Origin of the sequence: Candidatus Defluviilinea proxima (assembly GCA_016721115.1) — a bacterium.
Taxonomy (GTDB): Bacteria; Chloroflexota; Anaerolineae; order Anaerolineales; family Villigracilaceae; genus Defluviilinea; species Defluviilinea proxima.
The window spans coordinates 4,348,182-4,363,331 of sequence record JADKIW010000001.1 but is presented as its reverse complement, the minus strand read 5'-3'; the positions used below and the strand labels follow the sequence as shown (position 1 = coordinate 4,363,331).

The window sequence follows — 15,150 nt, the reverse complement described above, 5'->3', positions numbered from 1 at the left end:
ATGTCCGCTGTTAGCAAACATTATTCCGGTGCAGAAAAGGCACATGCGCATCATCAGGAAGAAGAACACGATCCACGTGAATTCTTGATGTATGACCCCAAACCCCGCGGTGAGATGAATGACATGGTGATGGAATCCATGATGACCACCTCGTGGAAGTTCTGGGCGGTGATCGCGGTCCTTGTCGTTTTGGTTGCCAGTTGTTTTGTGTATGCCTGGGGCTATATGATCGCCAATGGCTTGGGAACTGCTGGCGTGATGCGCCCCTCGTATTGGGGTGTCTTTCTGGTCAACACCGTGTTTTGGATCGGTATCAGCCATGCAGGGACGTTTATTTCGGCGATCTTACGTGTGTTCAAAGCTGAATTCCGTCGTCCCTTTACGCGTGCCGCAGAATTGATGACCACGTTCGGTCTTATTCAAGCTGGCGCAAGTATCTTCATGCATATGGGACGTGTGTGGTTGGCATACTGGATGTTCCCGATACCCAACGAACGAATGTTATGGCCTAACTTCCATTCCCCGTTGATGTGGGACTTGTTAGCTATTACAACATACGTACTCGGCAGTACCATGTACTTGTTCCTGCCGCTTATCCCTGATCTTGCCATGGCTCGTGACCGTTCTACTGGTTGGCGTAAATCCTTCTTCAAAGTGTTGGCCCTTGGTTTCCGTGGAACAGAAGGTGAATGGCGTCACTTGCAGACAGCCATGAACTATTTTGCTTTTGCGATCATCCCCGTCATGTTCTCTGTACACACCATCGTCTCATGGGACTTTGCAATGGCCATGCGCCCGGGTTGGTCTTCCTCGGTCTTCGGTCCGTACTTCGTGCTTGGTGCTTTGCACTCTGGCATGGGAGCGGTGGCTGTAGTGTTGGTCATCATGCGCGCGACGATGAAACACATGGATTATTTCATCCGCAAGGAACATTTTGACGCACTTGGCAAATTGATGTTGATCGTTTCTTTTGCCTATGCTTACTTCTTCTTCAACGACTATATCGTTCAATGGTATGGCGGCGACCGGGCAACTGATAATCTCTTGCACTGGTTGGAAGAAGGGAAAATGTCCTGGATGTTCTACCAGTTGATCTTGTTTAACATCATCATTCCCTGGCTGACATTGTGGAGCAAAAAGATCCGTACGACTCCCTGGTTGCTTGCCATTATCGGTATCCTGATCAATGTGGGTATGTATTGGGAACGGTATTTGATCGTCCCTGTGATGCTGGCCGTGAACCGGATGCCATTTACCTGGCGCTTGTACCAGCCCCGTATTGAAATCTTCCTGACAGTTGGGACTTTTGCCTTGTTCCTGTTGTTCTATATGATCGCTTCAAGACTTATCCCACTGATCCCGGTCTGGGAAGTTCAGGAAGGGCAGATGGTACATACCCTCCGCAAGGTCGGTAAGACCCATGTTCCAACCGTCAGCGAGTTCGAATAAATGGAGCAGAATATGTCTGAAGTAACTTTGTTGGCTGTTTTCAACGATATCGATCCTGCCGCAGATGCCATTGAAAAATTGCATGAAGCAGGAATTGAAGACGAAAACATCAATGTCATCTCTGGTGTACCTGTGACCCATAAAATGCTGGGACGCCCGCATCCATGGACTAATGTCTCCCGTTTGTCGTTAGGTGGGGCGATTATTGGCTTCCTCGTTGGCTTGTTCCTGAACTTTGGAACGCCTCATTTGTACACTGTTATGGTGGGTGGCCAATTTATTACGCCTGTTCCCCCTGGCTTGATCATTACTTTTGAAATGACCATGCTCTTCTCGTTGCTGGCTACTTTTCTGGGTGTATTTCTGGATAGTTATTTCCCCAACTATCGCCCCATGGAGTATGTACCTGAGGTCAGCGATGGCAAGATCGCAATTTTCTTCAAATGCTCAGACGGTGACCAAAAGAGTCTGACCGATACGTTGAAAAAATTGGGCGCAGAATCCATTAAGGCTGCGGAGGCGCAACAATTATGAGATTATTGAAACAACTGTTTTGGGTGTTCCTGACGCTGGGTGTTCTCTTTGGCGTTTTGATGCTCTTCACCTTTGACGTGATTAAGGTTGAATGGCCATCCTTCATGGAGATCCAACCTTCCTACCGCCCAATGGAAGATCCATTACCTGTGCCTGCACGTTCTATCCCTGTAGAAGGACCATCGTATATTGCTGGCATAACGCCAGAAAATCCAACGCCAGCGGATGAAGGATCAATTGCACGTGGTGCGGAACTGTTTTCGATCCATTGCTCTCAATGTCATGGTGCAACTGGTGAAGGAAACGGCGCGGTAGCCGCGTTCCTTGTCAACTACAAACCAGCCAATCTCACCAGTGCTGTAGTGCAATCCAAAAGTGATGGCTCGATGTTCCTGACCATCAGCAATGGTCTTGAGGGGCGTATGCCTTCGCTCAATGAAAATCTGACCGTTTCAGAACGCTGGGATGTGGTCAACTTCCTTCGTACGCTGAAGGCAACGGAATAGGGGAGGAGTTGGGACATGAATGATGTTCGTAAAGTGATCTACGGAACCATTATCGGTTTCTTCGTGATGTTGGGAATATGGCTCAGCATCATCTATCTTTCAGCCTGCGGATTTACTTTTACTTGTAATCAAGCAGTAGCAAAAGTGGACCGCACACCGATCCCAACGTTGATCCCTGTATCTCATTCGGATACACAAATGGAATCAGGAATGGCAGAGTTCAACAAGTGTGAGATATCGGCAAACGATTTGATCGGTGCATGGGTGTCTGCGAACTCTCCTGAAACAGAGGCTTTCACGTTCACTGATGTGAATGGAAAATCCTGCACAGGGATGTATGCAGAGGATGTACAACCCCTCTTTGTAGAGAATAGTCTCTGGAAGGTCGGTGAGATCGGTTGTGTCTCGTGCCATAACGCAGATGCAGTTGATAAGAATGCTGGCTTGGATATGACCACTTATGCCGCGATCACGAAAAGTGGCATTGTGAGCAATGGTGATTGGGAAAAATCAAAGCTTTATGAAGTTCTGTCACAGGGCTTGGTTCCAGAAGGACATTCTGCTGATGTGTCAGCGAGTAACCCGCTTCTTTTCGCTGGGACAATTGTCCCTGAGCCTGAAGCGACAGCTACTCCAACGTTTTAGAAAATATATTCCTTAAAGTCGAAGGGACTGGTTTATAAAGAGCCAGTCCCTTTTTGGTTAAATGATTTTTCAGGCGATGTTCACAACGTAAGAAAGCAAAACGCTCCTTTACGATGAAAGGAGCGTCTAGCGGAGAGGGCGGGATTCGAACCCGCGAACCTTTGTGGGTTACACGCTTTCCAAGCGTGCGCGCTAAGCCAACTACGCGACCTCTCCAAATTGAGCGACGGGGATTATACCAGAATTTATAGGCATGTCAGCCATAGTGCTGACATGCCTTTTTGTTTTGGTTAGTTATCCAATGCGCCTTGGTTGACCCAGTCAATGACAAGTTGAACCTGCGGGGGAGTGAGCTTGGGTCCGCGTTTGGGCATTTTGTTGGTTGCTAACAATTCGACGAGAAGGCTATTGTCTGCATCACCGGGTGTGACAACAGTGCCGTTATCAGAACCAGCCATTAAGTCTGCGTAGGATTTGAGGTTTAAGCCTTCTTCAACTCTGTCGCCACCATGACAGTTCACACATCGACCGGTAAGAATTGGCGCGATGTCATTGGCAAAGCTGACGGTTGCTGCATCAGAAGCGGGCTCGGTTGGTGCCTGTGTGGGTTCTTCGGTTGGGGCTGGCGTAGCTACTGTTTCGGTGGGGCTGGCAGGCATCTCGGAAGCAACAACAGGCGCCTCGGTCGGTTGTGAGGCGGGGGCTTGTGTAGCAGTGGGCTGGCTTCCGCAAGCGGATATGAGTCCAGCGATCAAGATGAGGGTGAGTAATTTTGTTTTCATGTGTGTGTTCTCCTAAAAACCATAAAGTATGACGCCGCCCAGAAATGCAAGGACGATCGCGATGACAAAACAAAGGCCGTATGCACCGACGTAAAGAAGTCGGTTGCCTTTTTGAAACAATTCAGGGTTACGAAAGCGGATAATGCTGATGCCTGTTGTGAGAAGGAAAAGTAAAAGCGCAAGTAATACTTTTGTACCTGCATTAGGCGCTGCGCCTTCATAATTTTTCATGTTATCCATCATGCCGGTGGCGCCCGCAACAATTGTGCTTATGGCGGCAAGCACGATGTTGGCAAATGCGGCTACTTCGAGTGATGGATTGTTCCTCCACCACGCAAGTAGAATGAACAAAAATGCTGCACCTGTGAGCGCAATAGGAAAGTGCACGATCATAGGATGGATTGGGTGGAGCTCAGTAAGCGCTGTCAATAGACGGTTGAAAAAGTCCATGTTTCTCTCCTTTTTATGGCAAGACCCTGGTTTAGCCAGGGTCTCATATCCTTTTGTAACTATTTGGACGTACCGTTAGTGGTTTTAATTACCTTCTGTTTTGACATCAGAAGTCTGTGTATTCGTTGTTGTTCGCGTAATACGCCAGCCACTTTTTGTGAATAGCCAGTAGACAAACCAGATCACCAATCCCAGTACAGCGATATTCCAGATGAAGTGAAACGGGGAGAAGAAGCCCATACCCATGCCGAAACCGCCACGTCCCATCATGGGCGGGCGATATTGCTGATTCCAGCCGCCAAAGTCATCGTTAAATCTGTGCATCGGCATTTGGCTTGGATTCATATGGTAGAAGCCGGTTGCTGGGAGTTTGCCCGATGTAGACGCGCCTTGCATATATCCGATGCGGTATCCTGCAAAACCCGCCGCACCTAATGCACCGAGAATAACGATCACAGCGAGAAGTGTGAGAAGAACTTTTTTCATTATTAAATCTCCTTATGTTATTTCAACAATACCATGCAAGTGCTAGTGACACGTGTAGAAATTGTGTGGAAATTATAAATGCTTATTAATCTACGATATAAAGTTCTTTACAGAATCTTCACATTTTCCATTTATTTTCATCACCTGTCCTTTTCCCTTGGCGACTACAATCTCGAAAATCTTAGGAGATAAAAATGATCGAAACCAAAACAAAAAACAATACAAAAGTGAAGCTCATACTTGATGTGAGCATCTTCGTTGCCTTCATCATTGCCATGGATCCGCGTTCCAGTGGGATCGCTGTGCATGAATGGCTGTCCACTGCTGCGTTTGCGGCTCTTGTTACGCACCTGCTGTTGAGCTGGGATTGGATCGTGCAAACCACACGCCGTATCGTTAGCACAATGAACGCTCAGACACGCTTCAACTACATTCTCAACTGGTTGCTGTTTTTCGATGTGACGATACTTATGCTTTCGGGGTTTCTGATCTCGAAATCCGTTATGCCATTTTTAGGTATTACCCTTCCTCAAAACTTCACCTGGCGCGCCTTGCATGATGCCTCTGCGAATATCTTCCTTTTGTTGCTTGGCATTCACACCGCCTTGCACTGGAATTGGATCGTGACTGCATGTACGCGTTATATTTTCCAGCCGATTGCCCGGTTGTTCTCAACAAATAAGAAAAAGGATGTAGCCGTATGAAAACTCTAGGAAAGGTCATTGTGATACTGGCCGCTTTTGCCATTGTCATGGGCATTACGTATAGTGCGGTCAATGCAAGCGGATCGTCGTCAAACGGTGCGCCGCCACAATTTGAAAATGGTGAACGTCACGCACCTCCTCCAGATGGTCAGTTTGTGGAGCGTGAAGAAGGCGAAGGTGGCGGTTGGATATTCGGTTTGATCAAGAATATAGGGGTTGTCACTGTAGTTGTACTTTTGATCGTTCTACCGAAGAATATCAGACAAAAAAGAAAACAAGCACCACAAGTTATTGCGAAATAAAAAAATCGGAAGTGTTCTAATGGACACTTCCGATTTTTGATTCTGTTTGCATTCAGGACTTTGCCGGTAGCGAGACGATGACTCTCAACCCCTTGCCCGGCTCGGACTTCGCTGAAAGCTGGCCGCTGTGTGCCTGCACGATGGATTTGGCGATAGCCAATCCCAAACCCGAACCGCTCAGAAGTGCACCGTCACGCTGACGGGATGTATCGGTGCGATAGAAGCGTTCGAAGATCTTTTCTGTTTCTTCAGGTGAAAGCCCGGGGCCACTATCTTGAATGGAGATCTCAACAGTTTTATCTATTTGTTTTGCGGCGATGGTGATTATCCCGCCTTCGGGAGTGTGACGAGTGGCGTTGTCTAAAATATTCGTGAGTACCTGAGTCATTCGTCCAGGATCAAGCTCGAGCGTAGGAAGAGGCGAAGCGATGTCCAATTCAAGCAAGATGTTTTTCTTTTGAGTCTGATATTGATAGAGGGCAGCTACTTCTTGGAGCAGTCGCTCGGGTTCTGTAGGTTGGAAGGTCATGGCCAATTCGCCTGCATCTGCGAGCGAGAGTGTTCGCAGATCGTTGACCAAATGCTCGAGGCGGGTCGCTTCCTCGCGGATGATCTCAAAATTTTCTTTGGTTGGCGGGAGCACACCATCGTGAACTGCTTCTGCGTGACCAAGGATCAGGCTGAGCGGAGTGCGGAGTTCGTGAGCAATATCTGCTGTCATTTGTTTGCGGGCATTGACCGAGCGCATAAGTTCTGCGCTCATTTTGTTGAAGGCCTTGGCGAGTTCACCAAGCTCATCGCTTGAACGTACCTGTACTTTTTGATCGAGATCGCCTTCAGAGACGGCATGTGTGGCTTGTGTAAGCTCACGAATGGGACGGGTGATGGTGCGTGAGAGTACAACACCAAGGATGAGTGCGATGATTGCACCGACTAACGCACCATAAAGAAGCGTGATGTTGGTGCGTTCGATAAATTCAAGTTCACGAGGGTTCCCCTGAAATGGTGCACGTATCGGAACCAGCACTCCGATCACAACATCATTTTGCTTGATAGGTATGCCCAAGTCAAATTCGTCTTCGGATACCTTTTCCCCTGTCTTTAAGTTCCCGTTAGAAATAAGTACATAGCCATTTGGGTCTGTTAGTGTGAAGGGTTGACGTATATCTGGGCGAGGGTTGGGCGCTCCCACTCCTGCGCCGGGCTGATGGTTGTTACTCTGAAAAAAGACAACGTCCGCGCCGTTCCATGACCCGTTTTCTTGATAGTATGTGGAAAGGCCCGTGACAAGATTGCTCTGAGATTGATCGGAGAGAAATTTTATGAATTCCTGCCGGGTATTCCAGCGTGCTGTGAGAAAGATGATAGCCACGCTGATGATACCAATGCTCAAGAAGGCAACGATCAATTTAGTGGATATGGAACGCATAGACCTTATTCCCTTTTAAAACGATAGCCTACGCCATATACCGTTTCGATATATTTTGGCGTGCGAGGGGATTTCTCGATCTTGCCACGCAGGTTCTTGATGTGAGTATCTATAGTGCGTTCATACCCCTCATAGCGAACACCTTGAATAACATCGAGCAGGTCAAGACGTGAATACACACGTCCGGGGGAGCCCATAAGCGATGTTAGGATATCGAACTCAGAGGGGGTCAGGTCTACAAATTCATCGGCAACTTTTACTGTGCGACTGTCTCTATCAACGATAATATCTGCGGCTTTCAACACCTTGGCAGTGGGTTCCTTCTCTCCAGCGCGGCGCATGACAGCACGTACGCGCGCCACCAACTCACGCGGACGGAAAGGCTTGGTCATGTAATCATCTGCGCCCACTTCGAGGCCGATCACTTTTTCTTCATCGTCTACACGTGCAGTCAAAAGAATGATGGGGGTATCGTTTTCTGCGCGGTGCTTGCGCATGAATTCGTACCCATCCATTTCAGGCATCATCACGTCGAGGACGATCAAATCGGGCTTTTCTTTTTGAGCCACACTTAAAGCCTCCCTGCCGTTGTACGCAGTGACCACGCGGTACCCTTCCTGCGTCAAGTAACTCTCGACCAGTGAGACCAACCTTTTTTCATCGTCCACGACCATGATGGTTTTAGCCATACTTCATCCTTTCAATTTCAGTATATCAATATTCTGGTTTTAGGAGCCAGCTTTTTCTTGCAGAAGCTTTACAAGAGCTTCGATAAGTGGAGCGGGTGTCCTGTTTAAGCGGACGGTGTTCGCACCTCCATTTTCTGTGCGACGGGCCTGTGCTGTGGCGACCTGATCAGGACTCAACCCCGACCCGCCTCCACCTGGACCTCCGCCTGGTCCACCTCCCGGTACTCCACCTCCACTTGGAGGAATAACCATATCGCCACCGCCACCAGGCATGCGGAATTCTCCGTTCCCGCCATTGTTCGTTCCGTTTTGAGCAGATGCCGCCCCGTTCTGACCAGTTACTCCCTGTTCTTGCATAACGGTGAACATATCCTGCGGGGTCAAATTCATTTCTTCAATAGCTTTTATCTGGTCGGCTGTCATGGTTTCTTGAATTTGCTCAGCCAATGCTGAGACCTCTTGCTCGGCAGATGTATCGCTTGTGCTCAATTGTTGATACACCTGCCAAAGCGGAAGTAGTTCAGTAGCCTGTTCGGCTGTAATGGCATTGGCAGTATTTTCCAACTTGAACGATCCAATTACTAATTTGGATGCAAGCGGCAATTCCATAGCCGTGGCGTTGCCAGATTGATCCGGTCGATTGGTAGCACTGTTGCTACTACCGCAAGCGGTCAGTGCAAGAACAAGAATGGTGAAAATCACGATGGTTATTTTTTTCATGTTATCTCCTTGATGGGGAGATGACAGTCACTTTTAAAGTGACTGTCATCTGTTTTATTCGTATCGTAGTGCTTCAATGGGATCGAGTTGTGCGGCTTGGTTGGCGGGATAGAATCCGAAGAATGCTCCGACAATCGCGGCGGAACTGAACGCTAGCAGGACGGAACTTACAGACACAACCGTCCGCATGTCGCTGAAGGTGCCGAATATGTAGGAACCGCCTACGCCAACGAGGATGCCGATCAACCCGCCTATAACGCTCAATAACAAAGCCTCGATCAGGAATTGCAAGCGGATATCGTTTGGTGTTGCGCCGATGGATTGACGCAAACCGATCTCACGTGTCCGCTCGGTGACGCTGACCAGCATGATGTTCATGATGCCGATACCGCCTACAATGAGCGATACGCCTGCCACCCATGCTAACAGATTACGAAATGCCGATGTGGTGGATTCGCGGGTGCTGATGATGTCGCTTTGTGTGGTGACGCTAAAATCTGCCGTATCAAGTGTGAGGTCATGGCGTTTGACGAGCAGGAGATTGATCTGTGTGATGACATCGTCAACATTTGCTGAAGGATCAACTTCTACTGTGATCTGGCGTACGCTATCACCGACGATGCGGGCGAATTGTGATGGCGTGAATTTCTGGAACACGACCGTGATGGGCGTATACAACCGCGCATCGAAGTCAACACCGCCTACTGATCCCTTTTCTGCCATCACGCCGATCACGGCCAGTTTTGTAGAACCAACTGTCACGTATTGCCCGACCGGGTTTTCGTCACCGAAAAGTTCTTGTGCCAATGTATAACCAAGGACGGCAACCTTTTGTTTGCGTTGTACATCCTGCTCATTGAAATATCGACCTTGGGAGATTTCAAGATCACGCACGGAGGGGAGGCCGGGTGATGAACCCACGATGGAAACATCATCCAGTTGCGCAGATTCCGATTTGATCGTTTGCGTGGTACTTTGTTCGACGACCACTGCCTCCACACCAGATACCTGATCTTGAATAGCGGTTGCATCGTCATAGACGAGGCCACCACCTTGCCCGCCACCTCCGGGTCCCATTCTGCCGAAACTGCTTTGTACGAACAGAAGGTTCGAGCCAAGGCTTGTGATCTGTTCCTGAATGGTGGCTTCTGTCCCTGCGCTGATGGCGACCATGATGATGACCGCCGCCACGCCGATGATGATGCCCAGCATGGTCAACACGGACCGTATCTTATTTTTGAGTATTGCTTCCCATGCAATACGCATGGCTTCAGTAAGTTTCATGCGTGCACCTTCTTTCCGTTGTGAATAATATTGTCTACGAGGCCATCCGTTAATTGAATGGTTCGTTGTGTGTGCTCGGCAATTTTGGGATCGTGTGTAACCATGACGATGGTCGTTCCTTGTTCATGAAGTGTGTGCAGAAGATTCATGATCTCTACACCAGAGCGGCTATCAAGGTTGCCTGTTGGCTCATCTGCAATGATAAGCACAGGATCATTGATGAGCGCACGTGCAATGGCAACGCGTTGTTGCTGACCGCCGGAGAGTTCATGTGGCTGGTGATGAATGCGCTGTGCCAGACCAACGAGTTCCAGCATGGCCTTTGCTTTTTCTTCGCCTTCTTCGTTCCCTATCTTGTTTTCATGTCTATAAAGAAACGGCAGAGTGACATTTCTAAGCGCTGTTGTACGTGCAAGCAGGTTGTATGCTTGGAAAATAAAACCAAGTTTTTTATTGCGGATGTGGGCCAATTCCACTTTATCAAGTGAGCTCACATCTTCACCGTCGAGCATGTATTGTCCGCTGGTGGGTTGTGAGAGACAACCGAGGATGTGCATGAGTGTGCTCTTGCCTGAGCCAGAAGGCCCCATGATGGCGACGAACTCACCGGCGTTGATCTCGATGTTGATACCTTTCAATGCCGTTACACTGATGTCTCCCATGCCGAAGACCTTTGTGATGTCAATCGTTTCGATAATCTTTTTCTTATCCATTATTGCACCGCCGTAATCCCTGTTGTGACGACGTCGCCTGCCTCAACTCCTGATTTGACCTCTGCATGTAACAAGTCTTTGAGCCCGATCTCGATCACGCGTAAACGGGGTTTACCGTTTTGCATGACAAAGACCGCATATTTGCCGGGGCTGGTTTCGTGCAAGGCTTCTATCGGAATAAGTGTTACGTTCTCAGCGCGTCCGCTGGTCACATCTACTGCGGCAGAGGCGCCAGCCGGTAGATCTGTTTTGATATTCTCATTCAACTTGACAATGGCATGAACGAGCGACGAACTGGATGAGCTGTCGAGTTCAGGGTAGACCGCTGTCACTTCACCTGTGTATGTATCATCAGGCAAAATGTCGAACACTACATCAGCCTCGTACCCTGCTTGAATGCTGGTCCAGTCTTCTGCATCGAAATACGCATCTATTGTGTATGGTTGGCTCAGGTCTGAAACGGTGACAATGGACGACGCGGAGACATAATCTCCGACGCTGGCTGTTAGGGCGGTCACTGTTCCAGTGATGGGAGATGTCAATTGTGTAGCGACCAGATTATCTTCTGCGGTTTGAAGCGCTGTTTGTGCGTCCACAAGCGATGTGATCGTACTGCCGGTCACAGCATCGGGAAGTGGACCCCCGTTTAAAAAGTCGAGGAAGGCTTGCGCTTCTTTTTGGTTCTCAACTGCTAATTGATAGGTTGCACGTGCGGCTGCGATCTCTGCATCAGACGGCGGGATGACTTCCTTGGTTGTTGTTTCCTTGTCTTCATCATTTGTATATGTGTAGGTGAAGGTGAAGTTCTCTGGTGCATACTCATTGATGTATGTCAACTTCGCGGCTTCAAGATTTTTCTGTGCTCGATCTAGGGTCGCTGTGGCTTCATCAACTTTCTTCTTCTGTTCAGCGGTCGGGCTGGACCCTGCGTCTGCTTGCGCCTCTTTGAGCGTTTCCTGCGCTGTAGCTAATTGCCCTTCCCAATAAAAGACATCGGGGCTGACGAGAAATTTTATGGTTTTCAGTGCATTGGTGATCTCTACCTCCGCATCAGCTACTGCTTGTTCTGCCTCGGCAACAGCGGCAGGAGTGGTGATATCTGCAAGGTTGCGTTTTGCCTGTTCGTAAGCAGCCTTGGCTTCTGTGTCATCCATTTTGCCGATCACTTGACCGGCTTCTACTTGATCGCCAATTTTGATGGTCAACTCAGTGATCTGTCCGCTGGTTCCGAACCCAAAACTGACCGTGTTGGCCGGTGCAAGTGTGCCGGTGCCATTGGACTGCAATACGATGCTCCCTCGGTAAGCGGATGCGGTTTGCAGCGGCGTTTCAGTTGCTACACTGGCTTGGGCGGTGTTAGTGAAATAATATGCCGCACTTCCTCCAACAATTGCCAGTGCTACGATCCCTAGGAGTATCCAGCGAGCTTTTTTTGAAGCGAAAATTTTATTCTTCATGTGTCGTCCTTTATGTTCCTTTGATAAATTACCTGGTCTTGACCACGCCTGTAGTGACAGTGTCACCAGCGTTCAGACCGGAAATAATTTCTGCTTTCGTGAGATTTTTCAACCCGACTTCCACAATGTGTAAACGTGGTTGTCCATTTTCCATAACAAATACCGCATATTGCTCGTCACCAAATTCATGCAAAGCTTCTACGGGTATCAGTACGGTGTTCTCTGCCCGCCCGCCGATGACCTCGATGGATAGTGCCGCCCCGGAGGGAAGTTCGTAAGGAATAGTTTCATCCAATTGCGCTGTGAAATGCACAAGTGTTGAACTTGCTGATGATGTGTCGAGCGTGGGATAGATGTTTGTGACACTTCCTTTGAAAGTTTGGTCGGGAAGAATATCGAAAGTAACCTCCACCTCGTAGCCGTTTTCGATCTGCCCCCAGTTGTCTGCATCTAAATATGCATCCAAGGTGTAGGGCTGATCGATATTTGATACGGTAACCACGGCACTGCCACTAGACACGAGATCGCCAACGTTGATATCGAGCGTGGTGATTGTTCCACTGATAGGAGCGATGAGTTTTGTAGCATTCAAGTTGTATTGAGCTGTTTCAAGCGCATGTTTGGTTTCTATGTAAGTGGCCAGATTTTCTCCGGTGGCGTCTTCTGGAATCTCTGCGCCGTTCAATACATCCAAATAGGTTTGCAATTCAGCGATCTGAGCCTTTGCCAGGTTATAGGCGGCGCGTGCCATGCCAATCTCGCCTTCGGTGGGGGCGTAGACCAGGTTGATCTCTTTCCCATTTTCGTCTTCGACCTTGATCGGCTCGGTGACTAGGCCTCTCGATAGATAAAATACATCGTGATATTGTGTAAAGTTAGTCTTGACGTAGGTGTCGTTGTAATCCTGTTGGTAATAGACTAACGAGTTTTGTGCATATTTCAATGACGCTTCGATCTGGGCCACTTTTTGTTTGGCGGTTTCGGATGTGTCAGTTTCGGCGGCGGCTTGCGCGGCGGCGAGAAGTTTTTCACGTTCTGCGATATTCTCTTCCCAATATAAAACCTGTGGGCTGATGAGATATTGGAGTGTCTTTTTTGTACTGTCGTAATCGGTCAACGCTTCTGCGAGCGAGCCTTTCACTGTGGCGATCGCGGCGGCCGATGTCAGTTTATCCATGGCCTCTTGAGCTTGTGCGAGTTCTATCTTTGCCTGAGTATCGTCTAATTGTGCAAGCACCTGACCCGCTTCCACTGCATCTCCAACATTGACCTTGATCTCGCTGACCTGCCCGCTAGTGTTGAAGCCGAAACTGGATTCGGCGGCGGGACTCACTGTCCCTGTGCCGCTGGCAAATAGAACCAAGTCCCCAGTTGTTGCCTTGGATGTTTGAAGCGGGGTTTCAGTTGTTGAATCCGCTGTTGGGGTAGAGAGTCGTAAGTAAAGATATCCACCGCCGCCGAGAAGAATTGCCAATAAAAGAATTATGGCGACTCGGCTTATGCGTATTTTGGATGTGTGTTTGGCTTTTTGTGTTGTGTTCATAGCATCATTCACTTATGTCTGTTGCGTTCGTCAACACAACGTCCCCTGTTTGCAGGCCCGATTGAACTTCGGCGTTGAGAATATCTTGAATACCGATTTCAACTTTCTGTTCTACAGGCTGGCCGTTCTTCATCAAGTACACGGTGTATTTGCCATCCACTTCTTTCAAAGCGGAGGTTGGCACGACGACGACATCCAATGCCTCGCCGCCGGTCACATCTACGCTGACCGTTGCACCAGCAGGAATGTTGACATTGATCTTGTTATCTAATTGCACAAGGATATGGACGAGGGATGTGCCCGATGAATCATCAAGAGCTGGATATACCCGAATGATCTTCCCGGGATAGGTGCTATCTGGAAGCAGGTCGAAGGTTACATTTGCTGTGTACCCGACTTTGGCTTTATCCCAATCGGTTTCGTCGAGATACGCGTCCACCACATACGGCTGGGACATGTTCGATATAGTGATGATTGCCGAAGTGCCCACATTCTCACCGGGATTTATGCTGACGGATGTGATCGTCCCGCTGATGGGTGCAATCAGTTCTGTAGCATCAAGATCTGCTTTTGCTTGATCGAACGCGATCTTTGCTTCTGTAATGGATGTAAAACTGCTGACAGGCACATCGCTTGTTGTCTTGGTGCCATTCAGAATGTCAAGATAATTTTGTGCATCACTTAAGTTGGCCTTTGCAAGTTCGTATGCGGCTTGGGCTGTTGCGATCTCGGCTTCTGTGGGGGCGAAGACCTGCCTGTCGATGGTGATACCGTTATCGTTTCTCACAGGGAAATAGTATTCTTGAAAAAGATACTTGCCTTCGTAATCGCGTTTTGCCTGCGCGAGGATCTTTTCGGTATTTTCAAGAGCTGTTTCGGCAATGGTGAGTAATTGTTTATTTTCATCGGATGCGTCTTGTCCCACCGCATCTTTTGCGGCTTGCACTTTTAATTGCGCCTGTTGTTCATTCTCTTGCGCGATCAGTAGATCAGGTCCGATCATATGTTGATAGGTATCTTTGGCAGAGACAAGCGTCTCTTTTGCATCGAACATGGCCTGTTCTGCCGATGCAATTGCAGAAGGGGATGACAATGCCGCAAGGTTCGCTTCGGCGCGTTTGTATTCCAATGCGATGGTTGAGTTTTCCTGTGTGGCTAGCACCTGCCCAGCTTCCACTGTATCTCCCAACTTCACGAGCACTTCTTCGACCTTGCCACTATTGTCGAAGCCAAAAGAAACTTCCTCACTGGGAATTAGTGTGCCAAGCCCTGATGCCGAGAGAATAATATCTCCGGTGCCAATGGTTGAAGTCTCAAGCGTTGCTTGAATAGCGTTAGTAGATTTTGATTTGCTGTAGTAATACCCTGTCATGCTCAATACAATTGCCAAAACAACTACAGATGAAATGATCCATCCACTTTTGTTCGAGCGTTTCAAAAATTTTGTCGTTGCCATA

At 48.6% G+C, this 15,150-nt stretch carries 17 protein-coding genes and 1 tRNA gene; 6 read left to right on the top strand and 12 right to left on the bottom strand.

Annotated elements, in window-relative coordinates; translation table 11 throughout:
• From nrfD to IPP66_20175, 4 genes are read left to right on the top strand one after another with little or no spacing between them, the layout of a single operon-like run.
• Entirely contained in the window at positions 1 to 1,449 is a 1,449-nt protein-coding gene (gene nrfD, locus IPP66_20190; GenBank protein ID MBK9927596.1) for a polysulfide reductase NrfD, read from the top strand.
• Between the two features lie 12 nt (positions 1,450 to 1,461).
• Positions 1,462 to 1,983: a DUF3341 domain-containing protein gene (locus tag IPP66_20185; GenBank protein MBK9927595.1), complete on the top strand. Its 522-nt coding sequence runs from the start codon at positions 1,462 to 1,464 to the stop codon at positions 1,981 to 1,983.
• Positions 1,980 to 2,489: a c-type cytochrome gene (locus IPP66_20180; protein ID MBK9927594.1), complete on the top strand. Its 510-nt coding sequence runs from the start codon at positions 1,980 to 1,982 to the stop codon at positions 2,487 to 2,489. The genes IPP66_20185 and IPP66_20180 overlap by 4 nt, the downstream gene beginning before the upstream one ends.
• 15 nt (positions 2,490 to 2,504) lie before the next feature.
• A complete protein-coding gene (locus IPP66_20175) occupies positions 2,505 to 3,134 on the top strand; it encodes a hypothetical protein (GenBank protein ID MBK9927593.1) in 630 nt (209 codons plus the stop codon).
• 130 nt (positions 3,135 to 3,264) lie between these two features.
• Here IPP66_20175 and IPP66_20170 read toward each other — a convergent pair.
• From IPP66_20170 to IPP66_20155, 4 genes are all read right to left on the bottom strand, one after another.
• A tRNA-Ser gene (locus IPP66_20170) sits at positions 3,265 to 3,350 on the bottom strand.
• 74 nt (positions 3,351 to 3,424) lie between these two features.
• A complete protein-coding gene (locus IPP66_20165; GenBank protein MBK9927592.1) occupies positions 3,425 to 3,916 on the bottom strand; it encodes a hypothetical protein in 492 nt (163 codons plus the stop codon).
• A 12-nt stretch (positions 3,917 to 3,928) separates the two neighbouring features.
• Positions 3,929 to 4,366, bottom strand: a complete 438-nt coding sequence (locus tag IPP66_20160) for a hypothetical protein (GenBank protein ID MBK9927591.1) — start codon at positions 4,364 to 4,366, stop codon at positions 3,929 to 3,931.
• A gap of 84 nt (positions 4,367 to 4,450) precedes the next feature.
• Positions 4,451 to 4,852: a hypothetical protein gene (locus IPP66_20155; protein MBK9927590.1), complete on the bottom strand. Its 402-nt coding sequence runs from the start codon at positions 4,850 to 4,852 to the stop codon at positions 4,451 to 4,453.
• Between the two features lie 194 nt (positions 4,853 to 5,046).
• Here IPP66_20155 and IPP66_20150 point away from each other — a divergent pair, with 194 nt between their 5' ends.
• Together IPP66_20150 and IPP66_20145 are read left to right on the top strand one after the other, a co-directional pair.
• Positions 5,047 to 5,556 carry a DUF4405 domain-containing protein gene (locus IPP66_20150; protein ID MBK9927589.1) on the top strand — a complete coding sequence of 170 codons (510 nt, stop codon included), beginning with the start codon at positions 5,047 to 5,049 and terminating at the stop codon, positions 5,554 to 5,556.
• Positions 5,553 to 5,858 (top strand): hypothetical protein, encoded by a 306-nt coding sequence (locus IPP66_20145; GenBank protein MBK9927588.1) that lies wholly within the window; start codon positions 5,553 to 5,555, stop codon positions 5,856 to 5,858. The genes IPP66_20150 and IPP66_20145 overlap by 4 nt, the downstream gene beginning before the upstream one ends.
• 52 nt (positions 5,859 to 5,910) lie before the next feature.
• Here IPP66_20145 and IPP66_20140 read toward each other — a convergent pair whose 3' ends face one another.
• The 8 genes from IPP66_20140 to IPP66_20105 are packed head-to-tail and all read right to left on the bottom strand — an operon-like array spanning position 5,911 to position 15,149.
• Positions 5,911 to 7,287: a HAMP domain-containing protein gene (locus IPP66_20140; protein MBK9927587.1), complete on the bottom strand. Its 1,377-nt coding sequence runs from the start codon at positions 7,285 to 7,287 to the stop codon at positions 5,911 to 5,913.
• Positions 7,288 to 7,292: 5 nt separating this feature from the next.
• Positions 7,293 to 7,976, bottom strand: a complete 684-nt coding sequence (locus IPP66_20135) for a response regulator transcription factor (GenBank protein ID MBK9927586.1) — start codon at positions 7,974 to 7,976, stop codon at positions 7,293 to 7,295.
• Between the two features lie 39 nt (positions 7,977 to 8,015).
• On the bottom strand, positions 8,016 to 8,696 hold the full coding sequence (locus tag IPP66_20130; GenBank protein ID MBK9927585.1) for a hypothetical protein: 681 nt from the start codon (positions 8,694 to 8,696) through the stop codon (positions 8,016 to 8,018).
• 54 nt (positions 8,697 to 8,750) lie between these two features.
• Positions 8,751 to 9,980, bottom strand: a complete 1,230-nt coding sequence (locus tag IPP66_20125) for an ABC transporter permease (protein MBK9927584.1) — start codon at positions 9,978 to 9,980, stop codon at positions 8,751 to 8,753.
• A complete protein-coding gene (locus tag IPP66_20120) occupies positions 9,977 to 10,693 on the bottom strand; it encodes an ABC transporter ATP-binding protein (protein ID MBK9927583.1) in 717 nt (238 codons plus the stop codon). Before IPP66_20120 ends, IPP66_20125 begins: the two co-directional genes overlap by 4 nt.
• The gene (locus IPP66_20115) at positions 10,693 to 12,150 is read right to left on the bottom strand and encodes an efflux RND transporter periplasmic adaptor subunit (protein MBK9927582.1); all 1,458 of its coding nucleotides are present in this window, start codon (positions 12,148 to 12,150) and stop codon (positions 10,693 to 10,695) included. The genes IPP66_20120 and IPP66_20115 overlap by 1 nt, the downstream gene beginning before the upstream one ends.
• Positions 12,151 to 12,178: 28 nt before the next feature.
• Complete coding sequence (locus IPP66_20110) at positions 12,179 to 13,693, bottom strand: efflux RND transporter periplasmic adaptor subunit (GenBank protein ID MBK9927581.1); 1,515 nt, start codon at positions 13,691 to 13,693, stop codon at positions 12,179 to 12,181.
• Positions 13,694 to 13,697: 4 nt separating this feature from the next.
• A complete protein-coding gene (locus tag IPP66_20105; GenBank protein MBK9927580.1) occupies positions 13,698 to 15,149 on the bottom strand; it encodes an efflux RND transporter periplasmic adaptor subunit in 1,452 nt (483 codons plus the stop codon).
• Position 15,150 lies beyond the last annotated feature (1 nt).

Excerpts from the sequence above, each read along its gene's own strand:
- nrfD (MBK9927596.1), top strand. The coding sequence starts at position 1 with ATGTCCGCTGTTAGCAAACATTATTCCGGTGCAGAAAAGGCACATGCG.
- IPP66_20185 (MBK9927595.1), top strand. The coding sequence starts at position 1,462 with ATGTCTGAAGTAACTTTGTTGGCTGTTTTCAACGATATCGATCCTGCC.
- IPP66_20180 (MBK9927594.1), top strand. The coding sequence starts at position 1,980 with ATGAGATTATTGAAACAACTGTTTTGGGTGTTCCTGACGCTGGGTGTT.
- IPP66_20175 (MBK9927593.1), top strand. The coding sequence starts at position 2,505 with ATGAATGATGTTCGTAAAGTGATCTACGGAACCATTATCGGTTTCTTC.
- IPP66_20165 (MBK9927592.1), bottom strand. The coding sequence starts at position 3,916 with ATGAAAACAAAATTACTCACCCTCATCTTGATCGCTGGACTCATATCC.
- IPP66_20160 (MBK9927591.1), bottom strand. The coding sequence starts at position 4,366 with ATGGACTTTTTCAACCGTCTATTGACAGCGCTTACTGAGCTCCACCCA.
- IPP66_20155 (MBK9927590.1), bottom strand. The coding sequence starts at position 4,852 with ATGAAAAAAGTTCTTCTCACACTTCTCGCTGTGATCGTTATTCTCGGT.
- IPP66_20150 (MBK9927589.1), top strand. The coding sequence starts at position 5,047 with ATGATCGAAACCAAAACAAAAAACAATACAAAAGTGAAGCTCATACTT.
- IPP66_20145 (MBK9927588.1), top strand. The coding sequence starts at position 5,553 with ATGAAAACTCTAGGAAAGGTCATTGTGATACTGGCCGCTTTTGCCATT.
- IPP66_20140 (MBK9927587.1), bottom strand. The coding sequence starts at position 7,287 with ATGCGTTCCATATCCACTAAATTGATCGTTGCCTTCTTGAGCATTGGT.
- IPP66_20135 (MBK9927586.1), bottom strand. The coding sequence starts at position 7,976 with ATGGCTAAAACCATCATGGTCGTGGACGATGAAAAAAGGTTGGTCTCA.
- IPP66_20130 (MBK9927585.1), bottom strand. The coding sequence starts at position 8,696 with ATGAAAAAAATAACCATCGTGATTTTCACCATTCTTGTTCTTGCACTG.
- IPP66_20125 (MBK9927584.1), bottom strand. The coding sequence starts at position 9,980 with ATGAAACTTACTGAAGCCATGCGTATTGCATGGGAAGCAATACTCAAA.
- IPP66_20120 (MBK9927583.1), bottom strand. The coding sequence starts at position 10,693 with ATGGATAAGAAAAAGATTATCGAAACGATTGACATCACAAAGGTCTTC.
- IPP66_20115 (MBK9927582.1), bottom strand. The coding sequence starts at position 12,150 with ATGAAGAATAAAATTTTCGCTTCAAAAAAAGCTCGCTGGATACTCCTA.
- IPP66_20110 (MBK9927581.1), bottom strand. The coding sequence starts at position 13,693 with ATGAACACAACACAAAAAGCCAAACACACATCCAAAATACGCATAAGC.
- IPP66_20105 (MBK9927580.1), bottom strand. The coding sequence starts at position 15,149 with ATGGCAACGACAAAATTTTTGAAACGCTCGAACAAAAGTGGATGGATC.